This is a genomic window from Ornithinimicrobium sp. CNJ-824, assembly GCF_001942405.1.
Classification (GTDB): Bacteria; Actinomycetota; Actinomycetes; order Actinomycetales; family Dermatophilaceae; genus Ornithinicoccus; species Ornithinicoccus kibberensis.
In genome coordinates this window covers 96,630-113,556 of the sequence record NZ_MKKA01000002.1, presented here as the reverse complement: position 1 = coordinate 113,556, position 16,927 = coordinate 96,630, and the positions used below count along the sequence as shown (strand labels likewise).

Sequence of the window (16,927 nt, the reverse complement as noted above, 5' to 3'; positions counted from 1 at the left end):
GCTGGGCTGCTCGTCGACCACACCAACATCATCCCGGCCAACCGCCCACCAGCCCCGCACGCCACCCCGGCACCGCGAAATGATCAGCGCTTCCCTAGCATGGGTCCATGTCCCTCACCAGCGCCCCCGCGACCCGGTCGCCGCGGTGGGCCACCCCCGTCACGGTCCTGCTGGTCGCCCTGGTGACGGCGGTCCCGGCGGCCGCGCTCTCCGGGGCCGCGGCCCCGCTGGTGCTGGGGGACGCGGGCCCGTTCGTGCGCTGGGGTATGCCGTTGGTCGGGGTCGTCCACGACCTCGCCGCCGCGCTCACGGTGGGGCTGCTCGTGGTCGCCGCCTTCCTCGTCCGGGAGGGACGGACCACCGACCGGCGCGGCACCGCCGCCCGGCTGGCGGTGCGCTCCACCGCGATCTGGTTGGCCACGGCCGCGGTCGGGCTGGTGCTGACCTTCGCCGAGCTGGCCGGCATGCCGGTGGGGACCCCCGGCTTCCTGACCGACCTGGTGGACAACGTCTGGCGTCTGGAGCTGACCCGGCTGCTCGTCACCGAGATCCTCCTCGTCACCCTGCTCCTGCTCCTCGCGTCCTGGGCGCGCACGCGCGGCGCCCTCGCCTGGTCGGCGGCGCTGGCCCTGCTGGCCCTGACGCCGCTGGCCTTCACCGGGCACTCCGCCTCGGCCCTGGGGCACGAGACGACGGTGACCGGCCTGGGCCTGCACCTGGTGGGCCTGTCCGTCTGGGTGGGCGGGCTGATGGCCATCGCCATGCTGCTGCCGGTGCTGGGCCGGGCGCTGACGGACACGGTGCGCCGCTACTCGGTGCTGGCCCTGTGGAGCTACGTGGCCGTGGGCCTGTCGGGGGTCATCTTCGCCACCGTGACGCTGGGCGGGGTGGGCAACCTCGCCACGCCCTACGGGCTGGTCATCGTGGCCAAGGTCGTCCTGCTCGTGGTGCTCGGTGTGTTCGGGTGGCGGCAGCGGCGCACCGTCGTCGACCGGGGCGTGGACTCCCCGGGCCGGTTCGCCCGGCTGGCCTCCGTCGAGCTGGCCCTCATGGGAGCGGCCGTCGCCCTCGGCGTCGTGCTCTCCCGGACCGAGCCGGCGGTGCCGGAGCAGATCGACATCAACTCGGTCATCGACCTGACCGGCTACCCGATGCCCGAGCCGTGGGCGGCCGGACGGCTGCTGACCACGTGGCGGGTGGACTGGCTCTTCCTCCTCATGGCCCTGACCGCCGTCGGTCTCTACGTGTGGGGGATGGTCCGGCTGCGGCGCCGGGGAGACGGGTGGCCGGTCTGGAAGCTGCTGCTGTGGGTGCTCGGCTGGGGCGTGTTCGTCTACGTCACCAACGGTGCCCCCGGGGTCTACGGACGGGTGATGTTCTCGGTCCACATGGTCGAGCACATGGCCCTGATGATGGCGGTGCCGATCCTGCTGGTCCCGGCCAACGCCGTCACCCTGGCGATGCGGGCCCTGCCGGCCCGCCGCGACCGCACGCTGGGTCCACGGGAGGTGCTGCTGGCGGTCGTGCACTCCCGGTGGGCCGCGTTCGTCGTCAACCCGGCCGTCGCCGGCGCCCTGTTCTTCGGCAGCCTCGTCGTCTTCTACTGGAGCGGCATGCTGGAGTGGGCGCTGACCACCCACGTCGGCCACCTGTTCATGGTCATCCACTTCACCCTGACCGGCTACGCCTTCGTCTGGTCGCTCGCGGGCACCGACCCCGGGCCGCCCAAGTGGCCCGCGCCGTTCCGGATGATGGTGCTGCTGGCCACGCTCGCCGGCCACGCCTTCTTCGGGCTGGCCCTGATGCAGGGCGCCTGGCTGCTGGCCCCCGGGTTCTTCAAGGCCATCGAGGTGCCCTGGGTGCCCGACCTGCTCGCCGACCAGCAGCTCGGCGGCACCATCGCCTGGGGCATCGGCGAGCTGCCGACCGTGGTGCTCATGCTCATGGTCGGCCTCGACTGGCTGCGCCGGGACACCCGCGAGGCGGTCCGGTCCGACCGGCAGGCCGACCGGGACGACGACGCCGAGCTGCGCGCCTACAACGAACGCCTGGCGGCCATGTCCGCCCGCACCGACCGGAGGAGCACACCATGAGGATCGCCGTCGTCCAGCTGTCCTACGGCGAGGGGGCCGACGAGAGCGTCGCCGAGCGGGCCGCCCGCGTCGCCGACCTGGTCCGCGAGCACGCGCCGGGGCACGACCTCGTCGTCCTGCCGGAGCTGTGGAGCGCCGGAGGCTTCGCCGTGTCCGAGTGGGAGGAGCGCTCCCAGTCGCTGGAGGGGCCCGAGCTGCCGGAGGCCCTCGCCCCGCTGCGGGAGGCGGTCCGAGGGACCGGCGCGGTGCTGCATACCGGGTCGGTCGTGGAACGCACCGCCGAGCCGGGCCCCGAGGGTCGCCACCTGCGGAACACCTCGGTGGTGCTCGACCCCGAGGGCGAGGTGGTGGCGACCTACCCGAAGATCCACCGGTTCGGCTTCGGCGGCGGGGAGCCGCGGCTCATGGAGGCCGGGGACGACCTCGTCGTCACCGACCTGCCCGCACCGGCCGACGCGCTGACGGTGGGCCTGTCGACCTGCTACGACCTGCGCTTCCCCGAGCTCTACCGGGCGCAGGTGGACCTGGGCGCCCAGATGTTCGTCGTGCCGGCGGCCTGGCCGGCGCCCCGGGTGGAGGCCTGGCGGCTCCTGCTGCGCGCCCGGGCGATCGAGGACCAGTGCTTCGTGGTCGCCTGCAACACCGCGGGCGAGCACGCCGGGATCCGGATGGGCGGCTTCAGCGCCGTCATCGACCCGTGGGGCACGGTGCTGGCCGAGGCGGGCACCGGGCAGGAGGTCCTCTCGGTCGAGATCGACCCCGGCCAGGTGGACCGGGCGCGGACCGACTTCCCCGTGCTGGGGGACCGCAGGCTCTGAGGCCACCCCGCGGCCGACCGTCTCGACGACCGCCGCAGCGCGTCGACAGGCCGGTCGGCGTCGGACGGGCTACCGTGGTGGACGGTCTTCACGGAAAGGAACCACCATGGGCCTCGGCCTCGGCATCTTCCTCCTCGCCGTCGGCGCGATCCTCGCGTTCGCGGTCAACTACGCGGTCTACGGCATCGAGCTGCAGACGGTCGGCTACATCCTCATGGCGGCGGGCGTCCTGGCCCTCCTCCTGGGCCTGGTGATGAACACCCAGCGCGCCAACACCACCCACCGTGAGGTCGTCGACCGGCGCGACGACACCGACGTCCGTCACCGCGACGTCTGAGCCGTCGGTCCCCGCGCCGGGACCGCGGCGGACCGGTTCGCCGCGGCCCGGGACCGGGTGCACGCGTGGCTCCCACGCGGGCTGGCACGGATCCTGCCCGCCACCGCGATCGGCTTCGCGGCGATCAGCTCCTTCACCTACGCCGTCGACCTGACCGTCCTGGCCGTCGGCTTCGACGTCCTGGAGCTGCCCTACCCGGTCGCCGTCACCGTCGGCTACCTCGTCGCGTTCACCCTGGCGTTCGTGCTCAACCGGTGGCTGAACTTCCAGTCGCACGGACCCGTGGCCGGGCAGACAGGCCGCTACGTGCTGACCGTCGTGGCCAACTACGTGCTGTTCATCCTGCTGCTGTCCAGCACGCTCGAGGCCGTCGGCGTGCACTTCCTCGCCGCCCGGCTCGTCGCCGGGGCCTGCGAGGCGGTGTTCATGTACCTCATGATGCGGATCGTCGTCTTCCGGCAGAAGCGCTACGCCTGAGCCGGGAGGACCGTGGTCAGATCCCTCAGAAGGACTCCTCCGGCAGCTCCATCAGCTCCGAGGCGTCGCCGGCGGTGACGACCCGACGGTCCGCGCCCAGCCGGGGCAGCACCTCGGCGGCGAAGAACCGGGCGGCGGCCACCTTGCCCTTGAGGAAGGCCTCGTCGGCCGGCCGCTCGCCGGCGGTCAGCAGCCGCTGGGCCACCTCGGCCTGGCGCAGCAGCAGCCAGGCGATGACGAGGTCGCCGGCGGCCATGAGCAGCCGGGTGGTGTGCAGGCCGACCGCGTAGATCTGCTCGGCCTCCTGCTGGGAGGCCATCGCCTTGCCGACGAGGTGCTCGACCATCGCCTGCAGCTCGCCCAGCGCCCGCATCACGGCCTGGCGCACCTCGCCCAGCCCGTCGTCGGTCTGCGCGGTCGCGGTGGCCATGATCTGCTGCGCGACGTAGCCCAGGGCCGCGCCCTTGTCGCGGACGATCTTGCGGAAGAAGAAGTCCAGGCCCTGGATCGCGGTCGTGCCCTCGTAGAGGGAGTCGATCTTGGCGTCGCGGACGTACTGCTCGACGGGGTAGTCCTGCAGGAAGCCCGAGCCGCCGAAGGTCTGCAGGGACTCGGTGCCCAGCAGCACCCAGGCCCGCTCGGAGCCGCAGCCCTTGACCAGCGGCAGGAGCAGGTCGTTGACCTTGACCGCCATCGCGGCCTCGGAGTCCGGCTCGACCTGCTCGTGCCCGGACGCCAGCTGGGCGGCCTGCACCGTGTCCTGGAAGGAGGCGGTGTAGAGCATCAGCGCCCGCAGCCCCTCTGCGTAGGACTTCTGCAGCATGAGCGAGCGCCGCACGTCGGGGTGGGAGGTGATCGTCACCCGCGGGGCGGTCTTGTCCGTCATCTGCGTCAGGTCGGCGCCCTGGACCCGCTCCTTGGCGTAGTCCAGCGCGTTGAGGTAGCCGGTCGACAGGGTCGCGATGGCCTTGGTGCCCACGAGCATCCGGGCGTACTCGATGACCCGGAACATCTGGGCGATCCCGTCGTGGACCTCGCCGAGCAGCCAGCCGACGGCGGGCCGCGACTCGTCCTCGCCGAAGCGCAGCTCGCAGGTGGTGGAGACCTTCAGGCCCATCTTGTGCTCGATGTTGGCCACCTGCACGCCGTTGACCTCGCCGACCTCGCCGGTCTCCAGGTCGACGTGCTTGCCGGGCACGACGAACAGCGACAGCCCCTTGGTGCCCGGGCCGGCACCCTCGGGACGGGCCAGGACGAAGTGGATGACGTTGTCGTAGAACGGGGCCGTGCCGCTGGTGATGAACCGCTTCACGCCGCTGATGTGCCAGGAGCCGTCCTCGGCCTGCACGGCCTTGGCGCGGCCGGCCCCGACGTCCGAGCCGGCGTCCGGCTCGGTGAGCACCATGGTCGCGCCCCACTTCCGGTCCACCATGAGCTGGGCCAGCTTCTGCTGCTCCGGCGTGCCCAGGCGGTAGAGGACCGTGGCGAAGGAGAAGCCGGCGGAGTACATCTTCACCGCAGGGTTGGCGCCGAGGACCATCTCGGCGACGGCCCAGGCCAGGCTCGGCGGGGAGGCCGTGCCGCCCAGCTCGGTGGGGACCTCCAGGCGCCACCACTCGTTGTCCACCCAGGTCTGGTAGGACTTCACGAACGACTCGGGCATGGTCACCGAGCCGTCGGCGGGGTCGAGCACCGGGGGCGTGCGGTCGGACTCCAGCAGCGAGTCCCCGATGGGCCCCTCGGCCAGCTCGGCGACCTGGTGCAGCACGTCGCGGGCGGTCTCGACGTCGATGTCCTCGAACGGCGCGGTGCCCAGCACGTCCCCCCGCTCCAGCACGTCGAACAGCATGAACTCGATGTCACGGACGTTGCTCCGGTAGTGACCCACGGTCGCCTCCACGTTGAGTCCCGGTACCCGGTACCGGGAGTACCTACTTCTTGGTAACAAGTGTGGCCCACGGGTCCGGGGAAAGCAACATCGGGGGGTATGCCGTCGTGCCGGGCCGTGGGGGGCCGCGCCGGCCCCGTGCCCGCGGACGTGCGTGCGGACCGTCGACGGTGCTGCGGGTCAGAGCCGGAGCAGCTGCTCGCGGGTCGCCCGGGCCAGGCACTCGGCGGTGCGGTGCCAGGAGGCGTGCGCGCCGAACCGGGCGGAGAGGTCGACGGCGCTGACCCGCCCCACCTGGCCCACGGGGGTGCCCGGCCGCACGGTCCCGACGAGGACCACGACCGGGATGCCGTGCCGCGCCGCGGCCGAGGCCACGCCGCCGACGACCTTGCCGCGGAAGGACTGCTCGTCCAGGGCCCCCTCGCCGGTCAGGACCGCGTCGGCCCCCTCCAGCGCGGCCTCGAGCCCCACGTGCTGGGCGACGACGTCGAAGCCGGGGGCCAGCCGACCCCCGAGCGCCACGAGCCCGGCGCCGAGGCCGCCGGCGGCACCTCCGCCGGGCATCGTGGGCAGGTCCACCCCGGCGGCGGCGAGACGCTCGCCGAAGACGTCGAGGTACTCCGCCTGCACCCGTTCCAGCCGCGCGGTCAGCTCCTCGACCTGCTCGGGGTCGGCGCCCTTCTGCGGGCCGAAGACCCGAGCGGCGTCGGTGAGCACGGTCGTCACGTCGCAGGCGGCGACGACGTCGACGCCCAGCCCCAGGGGGGTCCGGCCGTCCATCCGCTCGAGCACCGCGGCGACCGCGTCGCGACCCCCGTCGGTCGTGGCCGACCCGCCCAGCCCGACGATGACGGTCCGGGCCCCGGCGCGCACCGCCTCGGCGACCAGCTCACCGGTGCCGCGGCTCGTGGCCCGCACCGGGTCGTTGGCGGCGGCGCCGCCGGCCAGCGCCAGGCCGGAGGCCTGTGCGCTCTCGATGACGGCCGTGCCGTCGTCGCCGAGCCGCCAGGCGGCCTGCACCGGACGGCCGTGCGGCCCGGTGACCGTGCTCGTGCGGGTCGCCCCGCCGAAGGCGTCGAGCATGCCCTCCCCGCCGTCGCAGAACGGCATGCCCCGGACCTGCCAGCCCAGCTCCTCGGCGGCGGGGGTGACCGCGGCGACCACCTCGGGGGCGGTCAGCGACCCCCGGAACTTGTCCGGGGCCACGACGAGCACGCGCCGACGTCCGGCGTCCTGCGTGCGGTCCCCATCCATCTGCCGATGCTACGTCCCCCCGCCGCTGTCCTTCCGATCGGTCGTCGCGGGCGCCCCGTCGTCCTCCCCGCCCCCCGACGTCTCCTTCTTGTTCTTCCGCTCCTCCTTCTCCTGCTTCCTGCGCTCCTTCTCCGCTTCCTTCTCCTCCTTCTCCTGCTCCTTCCGAGCCTTCTCCTCCTCGCGCCGCTGCTCCTCGTCCTCGTAGGACTTCTCCCGGGACGCCAGCATCTCCAGCGTCCGCGACATGGTGATGAGGACGGCGGTCGCCGTGGGGGAGGCCGGGGTGGAGGGGTCGTTGACGACGTCGTCCAGGGCCTCGGTGGCCCTCCGCATGCGTCGCAGGTCCAGGGTGTCCATGGGCAGGCGCCAGCCGTCGAGCAGCTCCTGCAGCGCGCGCAGCGCCTCGCAGGTGACCTCGGCCACCGGCTCCCGCATGGCCGGCCCCCTCAGGTCGCTGCCGGCGGCGACCATCCCCATCGCCGCCGCGGCGAACTCCCAGGTGCGCAGCTGGTCCTCGGCCCGGGCGATCGTGGCGCCGTGCTGGTAGGCGCGCTGGTTCTTGCGCCGGGCGTCGCGCAGCTCGGCCACCGACTCCCGCGCCCTGGCCAGCTCCTGGTCGAGGTCGGGGGCCCGGCCCTTCCCGGGGTCCTTGGCGTCCTCCGCCATCTCCTCGGCGCTGCGGGCGTCCTCCTGCCGGGTCCCCTCGGTCTCCGTCCCGCCGGTCGTCGCCGCCCCCCGGGTCTCGCGCTGGTCCCCCCGGCCCTGGGCGTCCGCGGAGTCCTTCTGCTCCTCGTCGTCCTCGTCCTCCTCCTGCGCGGCCTCCAGGTCGTCCTCGAGCCGGTCGATGACGTCCTCGACCCGGTTGGACAGGGCGTAGCGCAACCGGTCCAGGTTCTGCTCGGCCAGCGCGACCGGCTGGCCGGGCAGGACGACGGCGATGAGGATCGCCATGACCGCACCGAGCAGGATCAGCAGCGTGTAGTACCCGACGAACGGCAGGTCGCCGCCGCCGAAGATGAGCGTGAACAACGCGGCCGTCGGCACCCAGGACCCCATCGGACCCAGCCAGCGGAAGGAGCCCAGGACCACCGCGATGCCGACGGTGATCCCCATCGCGAGCCAGCCGTCGTGGTCGCCGAAGAAGTCGGCGACGATGGCCGCCGTGCCGCCCAGGACGATCGCGGCCGAGGCCTGCAGCGCGGTGCGCAGCGAGCCGCCGGGGTTGTTGGTCGTGGCGATGACCGCGCCCAGCGGCGCGTAGTAGGCGTAGTTCGACGCCTCGCCGGGCAGGTTGGAGGCCACGATCCAGGCCAGCGCGACCGCGAGCATCGTGCGGAACGCGTTGGCCGCGATCGGGTTGCGGTCCCAGAGGGACACGGACCTGAGCAGCGCCTGTCTTGGGGTGGGGGTGGCCACCCCCCGATTGTGGCCCAGACCGCCGGCGACGGCAGGGGCGGGTGGCGGTGGCGGGGTGCCATGCAGGATGATGCGGAGCCATGAGGACGTCGATGAGGACGAGAACCCGCGCCCGCGCCGTCGCCGGCGTCGCCGCGGTGGCCCTGCTCGCGGGGTGCAACGCGGGCGCCGGCAGCAGCGACCCGACCACCGACCCGGGGGACGGGGGCACCGAGGAGGCGACCGACCCGGCCGACGCCGAGGACGACACCGGTGCCGCGACGGGGGAGGCCGCCGGCGGCGGCAGCGACGAGACCGTGCGCATCGGCCTGGTGGCCGAGCCGGCCAGCCTCGACTTCTCCACCACCGACGGCGCCGCGATCCCGCAGCTGCTGCTCGACAACGTCTACGAGACGCTCGTGCGCGTCGACGTCGAGACGGGGGAGGTCGTCGGGGCGCTCGCCGAGGACTGGGAGGTGAGCGAGGACCGGCTGACCTACACCTTCACCCTCAAGGACGGCGTCACCTTCAGCGACGGCTCGGAGTTCACCGCCGAGGACGCGGCGTTCTCCCTCGAGCGGGTCTCCTCCGACGCCTGGACCACGAGCCTGAAGGCCCAGCTCGACGTCGTCGAGGGCGTCGAGGCGGTCGACGACCGCACGCTCGAGGTCACCCTCTCCCGGCCCAGCAACCAGTTCCTCTACGCGCTGACCACCCGCGTCGGCGCGATGTACGACACCGAGGGCGTGGACGACCTGGCCAACGACCCGGTCGGCACCGGCCCCTACGTCTTCGACGAGTGGCAGCGCGGCTCCCGGATCACCCTGCAGCGCAACGAGGACTACCACGGCGAGACGCCGTACTTCGCCACCGTGGAGATGCACTACTTCCGCGACCCCAACGCGCTCAACAACGCGATGCTCACCGACGCCATCGACATCGTCTCCACCGTCCAGGCACCGGAGTCGCTCGACCAGTTCGAGGGCGGTGACTACCAGATCGTCGAGGGCACCACCAACGGCGAGGTCGTCCTGTCCTTCAACAACGGCGACGGCCCGTTCACCGACCTGCAGGTGCGCCAGGCGGCGCGCCACGCGATCGACCACGAGAGCCTGCTGGACACCTGCTGGGCCGGCCGCGGCGAGCTCATCGGCAGCATGGTCCCGCCCACCGACCCCTGGTACGAGGACCGCACCGGCGACTACCCCTTCGACCCCGAGCGGGCCCGCACCCTCCTGCAGGAGGCCGGCGCCGAGGGCGAGGAGGTGCGCCTGCGCCTGCCCACCCTCCCGTATGCCGTCGCGTGCGGCACCGTGGTCGAGTCCATGCTCGAGGACGCGGGCTTCGAGGTCACCGTCGACGAGCTGGAGTTCCCCTCGGCCTGGCTGGAGACGGTCTACACCAACAAGGACTACGACATGTCGATCGTCGCGCACGTCGAGCCCCGCGACCTGGGCAACGTCTTCGGCAACCCGGACTACTACACCTCCTACGGCACCGAGGAGCTGCGGACCCTGCTCGACGAGGCCGACGCCGGCACCCAGGAGGAGCAGGTGCAGAAGATGCAGGAGGCCGCCGAGCTGATCAGCACCGACGCGGCAGCCGACTTCCTCTTCCTGCTGCCCAACCTCATGGTCGCCGACCCGGACATCACCGGGCTGCCCGAGAACGCGATCACCGAGTCCTTCCGCCTGGCCCAGCTCGGCCGCGGCTGACCGACGCCCCGACGGTCCGCACCCGCCCGAGGCGAGACGGAGACCACCTTCCCCATGCTCCTGCGAGTCGCGCACCGGCTGACGGTGCTGCTGGTGAGCCTGGCGCTGGCCTCGGTGGTGGTCTTCGCCTTCATGCGCGTCCTGCCCGGCGACCCGGCCCGGGTCGCGCTGGGGGTGAACGCCTCGGAGGAGGCGGTCCGGGCGCTGCGCACCCAGTTCGGGCTGGACCGGCCGGTGCTCGTGCAGTACGTCGACTGGGTCGGCGGGCTGCTCACCCTCGACCCGGGCGTGGAGTTCCTCTCCCGCGCCCCGATCGGCCCCCAGATCGCCGACCGGCTGCTCGTCACGGCCTGGCTCGTCGTCTCGGCGATGCTCCTCGCGCTCGTCGTCGCCGTGCCGGTCGGCCTGTGGATGGCGCTGCGGCACCGCCACTGGGACGGGATCGTCCTCTCCGGGCTCTCCCAGGTCGGCGTGGCCGTGCCCGCCTTCCTGGCGGGGATCCTCATGATCTCGGTCTTCGCCGTCCGGCTGGGCTGGCTCCCCTCGGGCGGGTGGGTGGTGCCGGCGCAGGACCCGGTGGGCTTCGCCCGGCGGCTGGCGATGCCGGCGCTGTCCCTCGCGCTGGTGCAGGGGGCGGTGCTGGCCCGCTACGTGCGCTCGGCCGTGCTCGACGTGCTCCGCGAGGACTACCTGCGCACCGCCCGGGCCAAGGGGCTGCGGCCGGTGCAGGCCCTGGTCCGGCACGGCCTGCGCAACGCCGCCGTCCCGGTCGTCACGGTCCTGGGCCTGCAGCTGGCCACCCTGCTCATCGGCGCGGTCGTCGTCGAGCGCGTCTTCGTCGTCCCCGGGCTGGGCTCGCTGCTGCTGGACTCGGTGGCCAAGCGCGAGCTGCTCACCGTGCAGGCCGTGGTCATGGTGCTCGTCGTGGCGGTCCTGGTCATCAACTTCGTCGTCGACCTGCTCTACCTGCTGATCGACCCGCGGCTGCGGACGGGGGCCCGATGAGCGAGGTCGGGCGCGCCTGGGGGCGCCGGCTCAACCCCAGCCTCGTCGTCGGCGGGGTGCTCGTGACCGCGATCGTCGTGCTGGCCCTGGTCTCCTACGTCTGGACCCCTTGGCCGCCGATGCGGGTGCTGCCCGTCGAGGCGTACCAGACCCCCAACGCCGAGCACTGGCTCGGCACCGACCGCTTCCGGCGGGACGTGTTCACCCAGATCCTCGTCGGCGCCCGCACCACCCTCTACGTCGGGCTGGTCGCCGTCGGCGTGGCCGCCGTCGTCGGCGTGCCGCTGGGCATCCTGGCCGCCATGTCGCCGGGCTGGCTCGGCCAGGTCGTCATGCGCACCAACGACGTGCTGCTGGCCTTCCCGGCCCTGCTGCTGGCGATCATGTTCGCCGCGCTCTACGGCGGGTCCACCCGGGTGGCGATGATCGCCATCGGGATCGCCACGATCCCCGCCTTCGCGCGGATCACCCGGTCGGGCGCGCTCGGGGTGATGAAGAGCGAGTACGTCGTCGCCGCGCGCGCCGCGGGCCGCTCCCCGCTGGCCATCGCCTGGCGGCACGTGCTGCCCAACGTCGCCGGGCTGGTCATCGTCCAGGCCTCGGTGTCGTTCGCGATCGCGATCCTCGCCGAGGCGGCGCTGGCCTACCTGGGCCTGGGCACGCCCACCGGGCAGGCGTCGTGGGGGCGGATGCTCTACGAGGCGCAGACCACGCTGCGCTCGGCGCCCCACCTCGCGCTCGTCCCCGGCGCCGCGATCGCCCTGTCGGTGCTCGGCTTCAACCTCTTCGGCGACGGCCTGCGCGACTGGCTCGACCCGCGGCTGGAGCGGCGGTGAGCAGCGTGGCCGGCGCGTCGGGGACGGCCAGGAGGTGCAGGAGGTGCCCGACCGCACCGTCCTGCGGGTCGACGGCCTGGACGTGCACGCCGGCTCCACGCCGCTGCTGCAGGACGTCTCCTTCGCGATCGACCGCGGCGAACGGGTCGGGCTGATCGGCGAGTCGGGGTCGGGCAAGTCGCTGACCGCCCTGTCCGTCATGGGCCTGCTCCCCGAGGGGCTCGGGGCGACGGGCGACGTCCGGCTGGCCGCGCGCACCCCGGCGGAGCACAACCTGCTCGCGCTGGGGGAGCGGGCGCTGGCCCGGATGCGCGGCGACGGTATGTCGATGGTCTTCCAGGAGCCGATGACCGCGCTCAACCCCACGATGCGGGTCGGCGCCCAGGTCGCCGAGGTCATGCTGCTGCACCGCACCCGCTCGAGGAGGGCCGCCCGGGAACGGGCCGTCGAGCTGCTCGAGCAGGTCGGCCTGCCCGACCCCGCCCACGTCGCCCGCGCCTACCCGCACGAGCTCTCCGGCGGCCAGCGCCAGCGGGTCGTGCTGGCGATCGCCCTGGCCAACGACCCGGCGCTGCTCATCTGCGACGAGCCCACGACGGCCCTCGACGTGACCGTCCAGGCGACCGTCCTCGACCTCGTCGTCCGTGGCGTCGAGGCCCGTCAGGCGGCCCTGCTGTTCATCACCCACGACCTCGGCGTGGTCGCGACCGTCTGCGAGCGGGTGCTCGTCATGTACGGCGGGCGCATCGTCGAGGCCGGCCCGGTCCAGGACGTCTTCGGCGACCCGCGGCACCGCTACACCCAGGGGCTGGTCGCCGCCAGCGACCTCTCCGGGGCCGACGGCCGGCGCGAGCGCGCCCGGCTGCCGACGATCCCCGGCTCGGTGCCGCCCGCCGGCCGCTTCCCCGCCGGCTGCGTCTTCCGGACGCGCTGCGCGCACGCCACCGACGTCTGCGCGACCCCGCCCCCGTGGACGCCGCGCGGGGAGCACCCCGCGGGCGCGACCGCATACGGGTATGCCTGCTTCCACCCGGCGGGAGGTGAGGAGGATGGGTGAGGGGACCGGCACGCCCGCCGTCGAGCTGCGCGGGGTGAGCCGGCAGTTCCGGCGGCGGCGCACGTCCCTGCTGACGCCGGCGCCGGTCGTCGACGCCGTCCGGGACGTGAGCGTCACCGTCGCCCGGGGCGAGCGGTTCGGCATCGTCGGCGAGTCGGGGTCGGGCAAGTCGACCCTCCTGCGCCTGGTCAGCGGCCTCGACCAGCCGACGGCCGGGGAGATCCTCGTCGAGGGCCGGCCGGTGCACGACCAGCCCGCGCGTCGGCTCGGCTGGCTGCGGGAGACGCTGCAGCTGGTCTTCCAGGACCCGATGAGCAGCCTCGACCCGCGGATGCGGGTGCGCGACATCGTCGCCGAGCCGCTCGTCGCCCAGGGCCGGCACGACAACCGCGAGCGCGTGCACGAGCTGCTCGAGGCGGTCGGGATGTCGGCGGAGGCGGCCGACCGCTACCCGCACCAGTTCTCCGGCGGGCAGCGTCAGCGCATCTCGGTCGCCCGGGCGCTGGCGCCGGGGCCGGACATCCTCGTGGCCGACGAGCCGGTCAGCGCGCTCGACGTCTCCGTCCGCGCGCAGGTGCTCAACCTCATCGACGAGGTGGTCGACGGCTTCGACCTGACGTTGATCTTCGTCTCCCACGACCTGTCGGTGGTGCGGCACGTGTGCGACCGGGTCGCGGTGATGCGGCGCGGGGAGTTCGTCGAGGTCGCCCCGACCGAGCAGCTGTGGAACGACCCGCAGCACCCCTACACCCAGCAGCTGCTGGCGGCCGTCCCCGACCTGCACGGGGCGCTCGCCGGCCGGACCGCGCGGGACCTGGCCGCCGACGTGGCCCGCCGCGGGCAGGACGGGGCCGGGACGGGCTGACCGCCCTGGCCGGCGCCCGGGCCCCGTCCCCGGGACCTCACGCCCCGGACGCGGCCCAGTCGGCGGGGCGCGGCAGGGTGCGCAGCGCCCGGCTGGACAGCACCGCCCCCACCGCGAGCAGGCAGATCGCGGCGCAGGCCAGCAGCGTCGGGCGCAGGCCGAGCAGGCTCAGCCCCCAGCCCGCCAGCACGGGCGCGAGCGGCAGGGCGCCCGCCCCGACCAGCTCGGCCGCGCTCATCACCCGGCCCAGCACCCGGCGTGGCGTCTGGTGCATGAGGTAGCTCATCATCGCCGCGTTCGTCGCCGGGCCGCCGAGGATCCCCACGGTCAGCACCGCCAGGGTGCCCCAGAACCCGGGGACGAACGGCAGCACGAGCATCGACAGCCCCGCCAGGGACATCCCCGCCATCGCCACCGGGCCGGAGGGGAAGCGCTGCACGACCGGGCCGGCGGCCACCGCGCCCACGAGCATCCCGACGCCGAGGGCGGTCGAGACCAGCCCGATGCGCGCCGGGTCCTCGCCGGTCGTGGCCAGGTGGTAGAGCAGCGTGGTCACGGCGGCGTTGAGGCCGAGGTTGAGCAGCAGGGCCACGGTCATGACGCGCCGCAGCTCGGCGCGGGCCCACAGCCACCGCAGGCCCTCGACGGCCTCGGCGCGCACCGAGGCGACGTCGGTGGCCCGCTCCGCCCGGAAGTCGCCCCGGAGCACCAGCGCTCCCGCCGCGGCGACGAGGTATGCCGCGCCCGCGGCGGCGAGCGCGGGCAGCGCCCCGATCCCCAGCAGGAGGCCGCCGAGCGGCGGGCCGCCCATCGCCACGGCGGCGTCCCGGGCCTGGTTGGCGCTGGAGGCGGTCGGCAGCAGGGCGGGCGGCACGACCTGCTTGAGCGCCGCGTCGGAGGCGCCGGCCAGCAGGCCCGCGCGGACGCCTGCCAGCAGATTGAGCGCCCCGAGCGCGACGAGGCCGAGGTCCAGCGTCAGGACCGCGACCATCCCGGCGACGACCGTCGCGGCGAGCGTCCCGCTGAGCGTCATCAGCCGGCGCAGGTCGTGCCGGTCGGCCAGCACCCCGCCGAGGAGCGTGGTGGCGATGCGGCCCCCGGCGCCGAGCGCGGCGACCGTGCCGGCCGCGGCGGCGCTGCCGCTGACGACGACGACGAGCAGGGGGACGAGGAAGAACTGCAGCGAGGAGCCCAGGGCCTGCCCGGTGTCGCTGAGCAGCCAGGCCCAGTAGGCCCGGTGCCGGTGCAACGGGGGGAGGGCCGGCGGGACGGCCGTCCGGCCGGCGGGGCTGGGAGCCGACGGGTCGGCCGGTGCGGTGGTGGTCATGGACCGACAGTAGACCCGCACCGAGAGTTGCGCAATAGAAGGTGCGCAACTATTTGTGCGGGATGATCGGTAGGGTGGCCGTAATGACCGACGACCCGTCCTCCGCGCCCGCCGCCGGGCCGGCGTCCGGCACCGTCCGGCTCACCTCGCCGATGCTCAAGGCGATGGCCCACCCGCTGCGCCGACGTCTGCTGGAGCTGATGCACGAGGACGTGCCCCGCCGTGCGGCCGACCTGGCCGAGCTGGTCGACGCGCCGGCCAACTCGGTGAGCTTCCACCTGCGCCAGCTGGCCAAGGCCGGCCTCATCGTGGAGGCACCGGAGCACGCCCGGGACCGGCGCGACCGGGTCTGGGTGGCCTCCGGCAGCGGCTTCACCGTCAGTCCGCCGGAGGGCCCGGTGACCGCGGACGAGGAGCTCGTGCTGCGCTCCTTCATGGACCAGGAGGCGCTCGACCTGCACGACCTGGTCGCCCGCATCACCGCGTGGGCGGCGGCGTGGGGCAGCGGACGGGAGGAGTCGGTCCGCGCCGCGATCCACACCGGGCTCGTCGAGCTGACCGAGGAGGACGTGCGCTGGCTCAGCGGCGAGCTCGAGGCGCTCATGGACCGGGCGATCGAGCGCAGCCGCACGCCCACGGACCGGCCGAGGAAGCTCTGGCGGATGGTCTCCCTCGTCGCCGACGACTCGTTGCCCCGCCCGACCCACCCCGACCACGGAGAGGCACCATGACGACCCAGCCCACCGCCGGCCCCACCAACTCCCTCGTCGACGTCGCCGGCCTGTCGGTCGGCCACCACACGGCCGCCGGCGAGGGGTGGCTCACCGGATCCACCGTGGTGCTCGCCCCGCCGGAGGGGGCCGTCGGCGGGGTCGACGTCCGCGGCGGCGGCCCCGGCACGCGGGAGACCGATCTGCTGGACCCGCACAACCTCGTCGACCGGGTTCACGCCGTGTCGCTGTCGGGCGGGTCGGCGTTCGGCCTGGCGGCCGCCGACGGCGTCATGCGCTGGCTGCTCGACGAGGGGCGCGGCTTCCCGATGGGGGCGCCCGGCCAGGTGGTCCCGATCGTCCCCGGCGCGGTCATCTTCGACCTCGGCCGCGGCGGCAGGTGGACGAGCACGCCGGACGCCGAGTTCGGCCGGCAGGCCTGCGAGGCGGCCCGGGACGCGCTCGCCGCCGGCTCCGACGGGCGTGCCGCCGCGCCCCCGGTCGGGGCCGTCGGCGCGGGCACCGGCGCCCAGGTCGCCGGGGGGCTCAAGGGCGGGGTCGGCACGGCCAGCCTCGTGCTCGAGGACGGGACGACCGTGGCGGCGCTGATCGTCCTCAACGCCGTGGGGTCCACGGTCGACCCGGCCACGGGCGAGCTCTACGCCGCCCACCGCCTCCTGCCCCGGGACCTGGAGGACCTGCCCGGCTTCCCCGAGGGGGCGCGGCTGCATACCCCCGAGCCGGTGGACGTCGAGGCCGCCCGCACCCGGGCGGCCGAGCTGGGGTCGGAGGGCCTGCCGCGCACGCTGGCCACGACGATCGGGGTGGTCGGCACCGACGCCGCCCTGTCCAAGGCGCAGGCCTCCCGGCTGGCGATGAGCGGGCACGACGGCATGGCGCGGGCGGTCGTGCCGGCGCACACGATGTTCGACGGGGACACCCTCTTCACCCTGGCCACCGGCGAGCGCGAGGCGCCGGACGCGTGGGCCATGCACCAGCTCCTCCAGGGCGCGGCCGACGTGGTGGCCCGCGCGATGGTGCGGGCGACGCTGGCGGCCCCCACCGTGACCACCTCGGCCGGGACGTGGCGGGGCTACGTCGACGCCTTCCCCAGCGCCGTGTGGTGAGAAGCCTGCCGACCGGCACCTAG

15 protein-coding genes are annotated in these 16,927 nt (G+C 74.1%); 11 read left to right on the top strand and 4 right to left on the bottom strand.

All coding sequences use genetic code 11. The features are described from left to right. The first annotated feature begins 107 nt into the window (after window positions 1-107). From BJF81_RS01080 to BJF81_RS01065, 4 genes are all read left to right on the top strand, one after another. Window positions 108-2,093, top strand: a complete 1,986-nt coding sequence (locus BJF81_RS01080; RefSeq protein WP_075956788.1) for a cytochrome c oxidase assembly protein — start codon at window positions 108-110, stop codon at window positions 2,091-2,093. Continuing rightward, window positions 2,090-2,911 carry a carbon-nitrogen family hydrolase gene (locus BJF81_RS01075; RefSeq protein ID WP_075956787.1) on the top strand — a complete coding sequence of 274 codons (822 nt, stop codon included), beginning with the start codon at window positions 2,090-2,092 and terminating at the stop codon, window positions 2,909-2,911. Before BJF81_RS01080 ends, BJF81_RS01075 begins: the two co-directional genes overlap by 4 nt. A gap of 106 nt (window positions 2,912-3,017) precedes the next feature. Continuing rightward, window positions 3,018-3,248, top strand: a complete 231-nt coding sequence (locus tag BJF81_RS01070) for a DUF6458 family protein (protein WP_075956786.1) — start codon at window positions 3,018-3,020, stop codon at window positions 3,246-3,248. A gap of 57 nt (window positions 3,249-3,305) precedes the next feature. Continuing rightward, complete coding sequence (locus tag BJF81_RS01065; RefSeq protein WP_075956785.1) at window positions 3,306-3,725, top strand: GtrA family protein; 420 nt, start codon at window positions 3,306-3,308, stop codon at window positions 3,723-3,725. A gap of 25 nt (window positions 3,726-3,750) precedes the next feature. Here the strand turns inward: BJF81_RS01065 and BJF81_RS01060 are convergent, their stop codons facing one another. The 3 genes from BJF81_RS01060 to BJF81_RS01050 form a co-directional block, all read right to left on the bottom strand. Beyond that, window positions 3,751-5,613, bottom strand: a complete 1,863-nt coding sequence (locus BJF81_RS01060; RefSeq protein ID WP_075956804.1) for an acyl-CoA dehydrogenase — start codon at window positions 5,611-5,613, stop codon at window positions 3,751-3,753. Window positions 5,614-5,793: 180 nt separating this feature from the next. After that, the gene (locus BJF81_RS01055) at window positions 5,794-6,867 is read right to left on the bottom strand and encodes a glycerate kinase family protein (RefSeq protein WP_075956784.1); all 1,074 of its coding nucleotides are present in this window, start codon (window positions 6,865-6,867) and stop codon (window positions 5,794-5,796) included. A gap of 9 nt (window positions 6,868-6,876) precedes the next feature. Then, window positions 6,877-8,283, bottom strand: a complete 1,407-nt coding sequence (locus BJF81_RS01050; protein WP_143780611.1) for an FUSC family protein — start codon at window positions 8,281-8,283, stop codon at window positions 6,877-6,879. A gap of 92 nt (window positions 8,284-8,375) precedes the next feature. Here BJF81_RS01050 and BJF81_RS01045 point away from each other — a divergent pair, with 92 nt between their 5' ends. From BJF81_RS01045 to BJF81_RS20620, 5 genes are read left to right on the top strand one after another with little or no spacing between them, the layout of a single operon-like run. Further along, complete coding sequence (locus BJF81_RS01045) at window positions 8,376-9,977, top strand: ABC transporter substrate-binding protein (protein WP_237769943.1); 1,602 nt, start codon at window positions 8,376-8,378, stop codon at window positions 9,975-9,977. A gap of 54 nt (window positions 9,978-10,031) precedes the next feature. After that, window positions 10,032-10,982 (top strand): ABC transporter permease, encoded by a 951-nt coding sequence (locus tag BJF81_RS01040; RefSeq protein WP_075956781.1) that lies wholly within the window; start codon window positions 10,032-10,034, stop codon window positions 10,980-10,982. Beyond that, window positions 10,979-11,818 carry an ABC transporter permease gene (locus tag BJF81_RS01035; RefSeq protein WP_075956780.1) on the top strand — a complete coding sequence of 280 codons (840 nt, stop codon included), beginning with the start codon at window positions 10,979-10,981 and terminating at the stop codon, window positions 11,816-11,818. Before BJF81_RS01040 ends, BJF81_RS01035 begins: the two co-directional genes overlap by 4 nt. A 43-nt stretch (window positions 11,819-11,861) precedes the next feature. Next, window positions 11,862-12,875, top strand: coding sequence for an ABC transporter ATP-binding protein (locus BJF81_RS20625; protein ID WP_075956803.1), 1,014 nt, complete (start codon window positions 11,862-11,864; stop codon window positions 12,873-12,875). After that, window positions 12,868-13,740 (top strand): ATP-binding cassette domain-containing protein, encoded by an 873-nt coding sequence (locus tag BJF81_RS20620; protein ID WP_075956779.1) that lies wholly within the window; start codon window positions 12,868-12,870, stop codon window positions 13,738-13,740. Before BJF81_RS20625 ends, BJF81_RS20620 begins: the two co-directional genes overlap by 8 nt. Before the next feature lie 37 nt (window positions 13,741-13,777). Here the strand turns inward: BJF81_RS20620 and BJF81_RS01020 are convergent, their stop codons facing one another. After that, entirely contained in the window at window positions 13,778-15,067 is a 1,290-nt protein-coding gene (locus BJF81_RS01020; RefSeq protein ID WP_083663891.1) for an MFS transporter, read from the bottom strand. An 83-nt stretch (window positions 15,068-15,150) separates the two neighbouring features. Between BJF81_RS01020 and BJF81_RS01015 the strand changes: the two genes are divergently transcribed. Both BJF81_RS01015 and BJF81_RS01010 read left to right on the top strand, forming a co-directional pair. Further along, complete coding sequence (locus BJF81_RS01015; protein ID WP_075956778.1) at window positions 15,151-15,798, top strand: helix-turn-helix domain-containing protein; 648 nt, start codon at window positions 15,151-15,153, stop codon at window positions 15,796-15,798. Next, window positions 15,795-16,904, top strand: a complete 1,110-nt coding sequence (locus BJF81_RS01010) for a P1 family peptidase (protein ID WP_075956777.1) — start codon at window positions 15,795-15,797, stop codon at window positions 16,902-16,904. The genes BJF81_RS01015 and BJF81_RS01010 overlap by 4 nt, the downstream gene beginning before the upstream one ends. Window positions 16,905-16,927 lie beyond the last annotated feature (23 nt).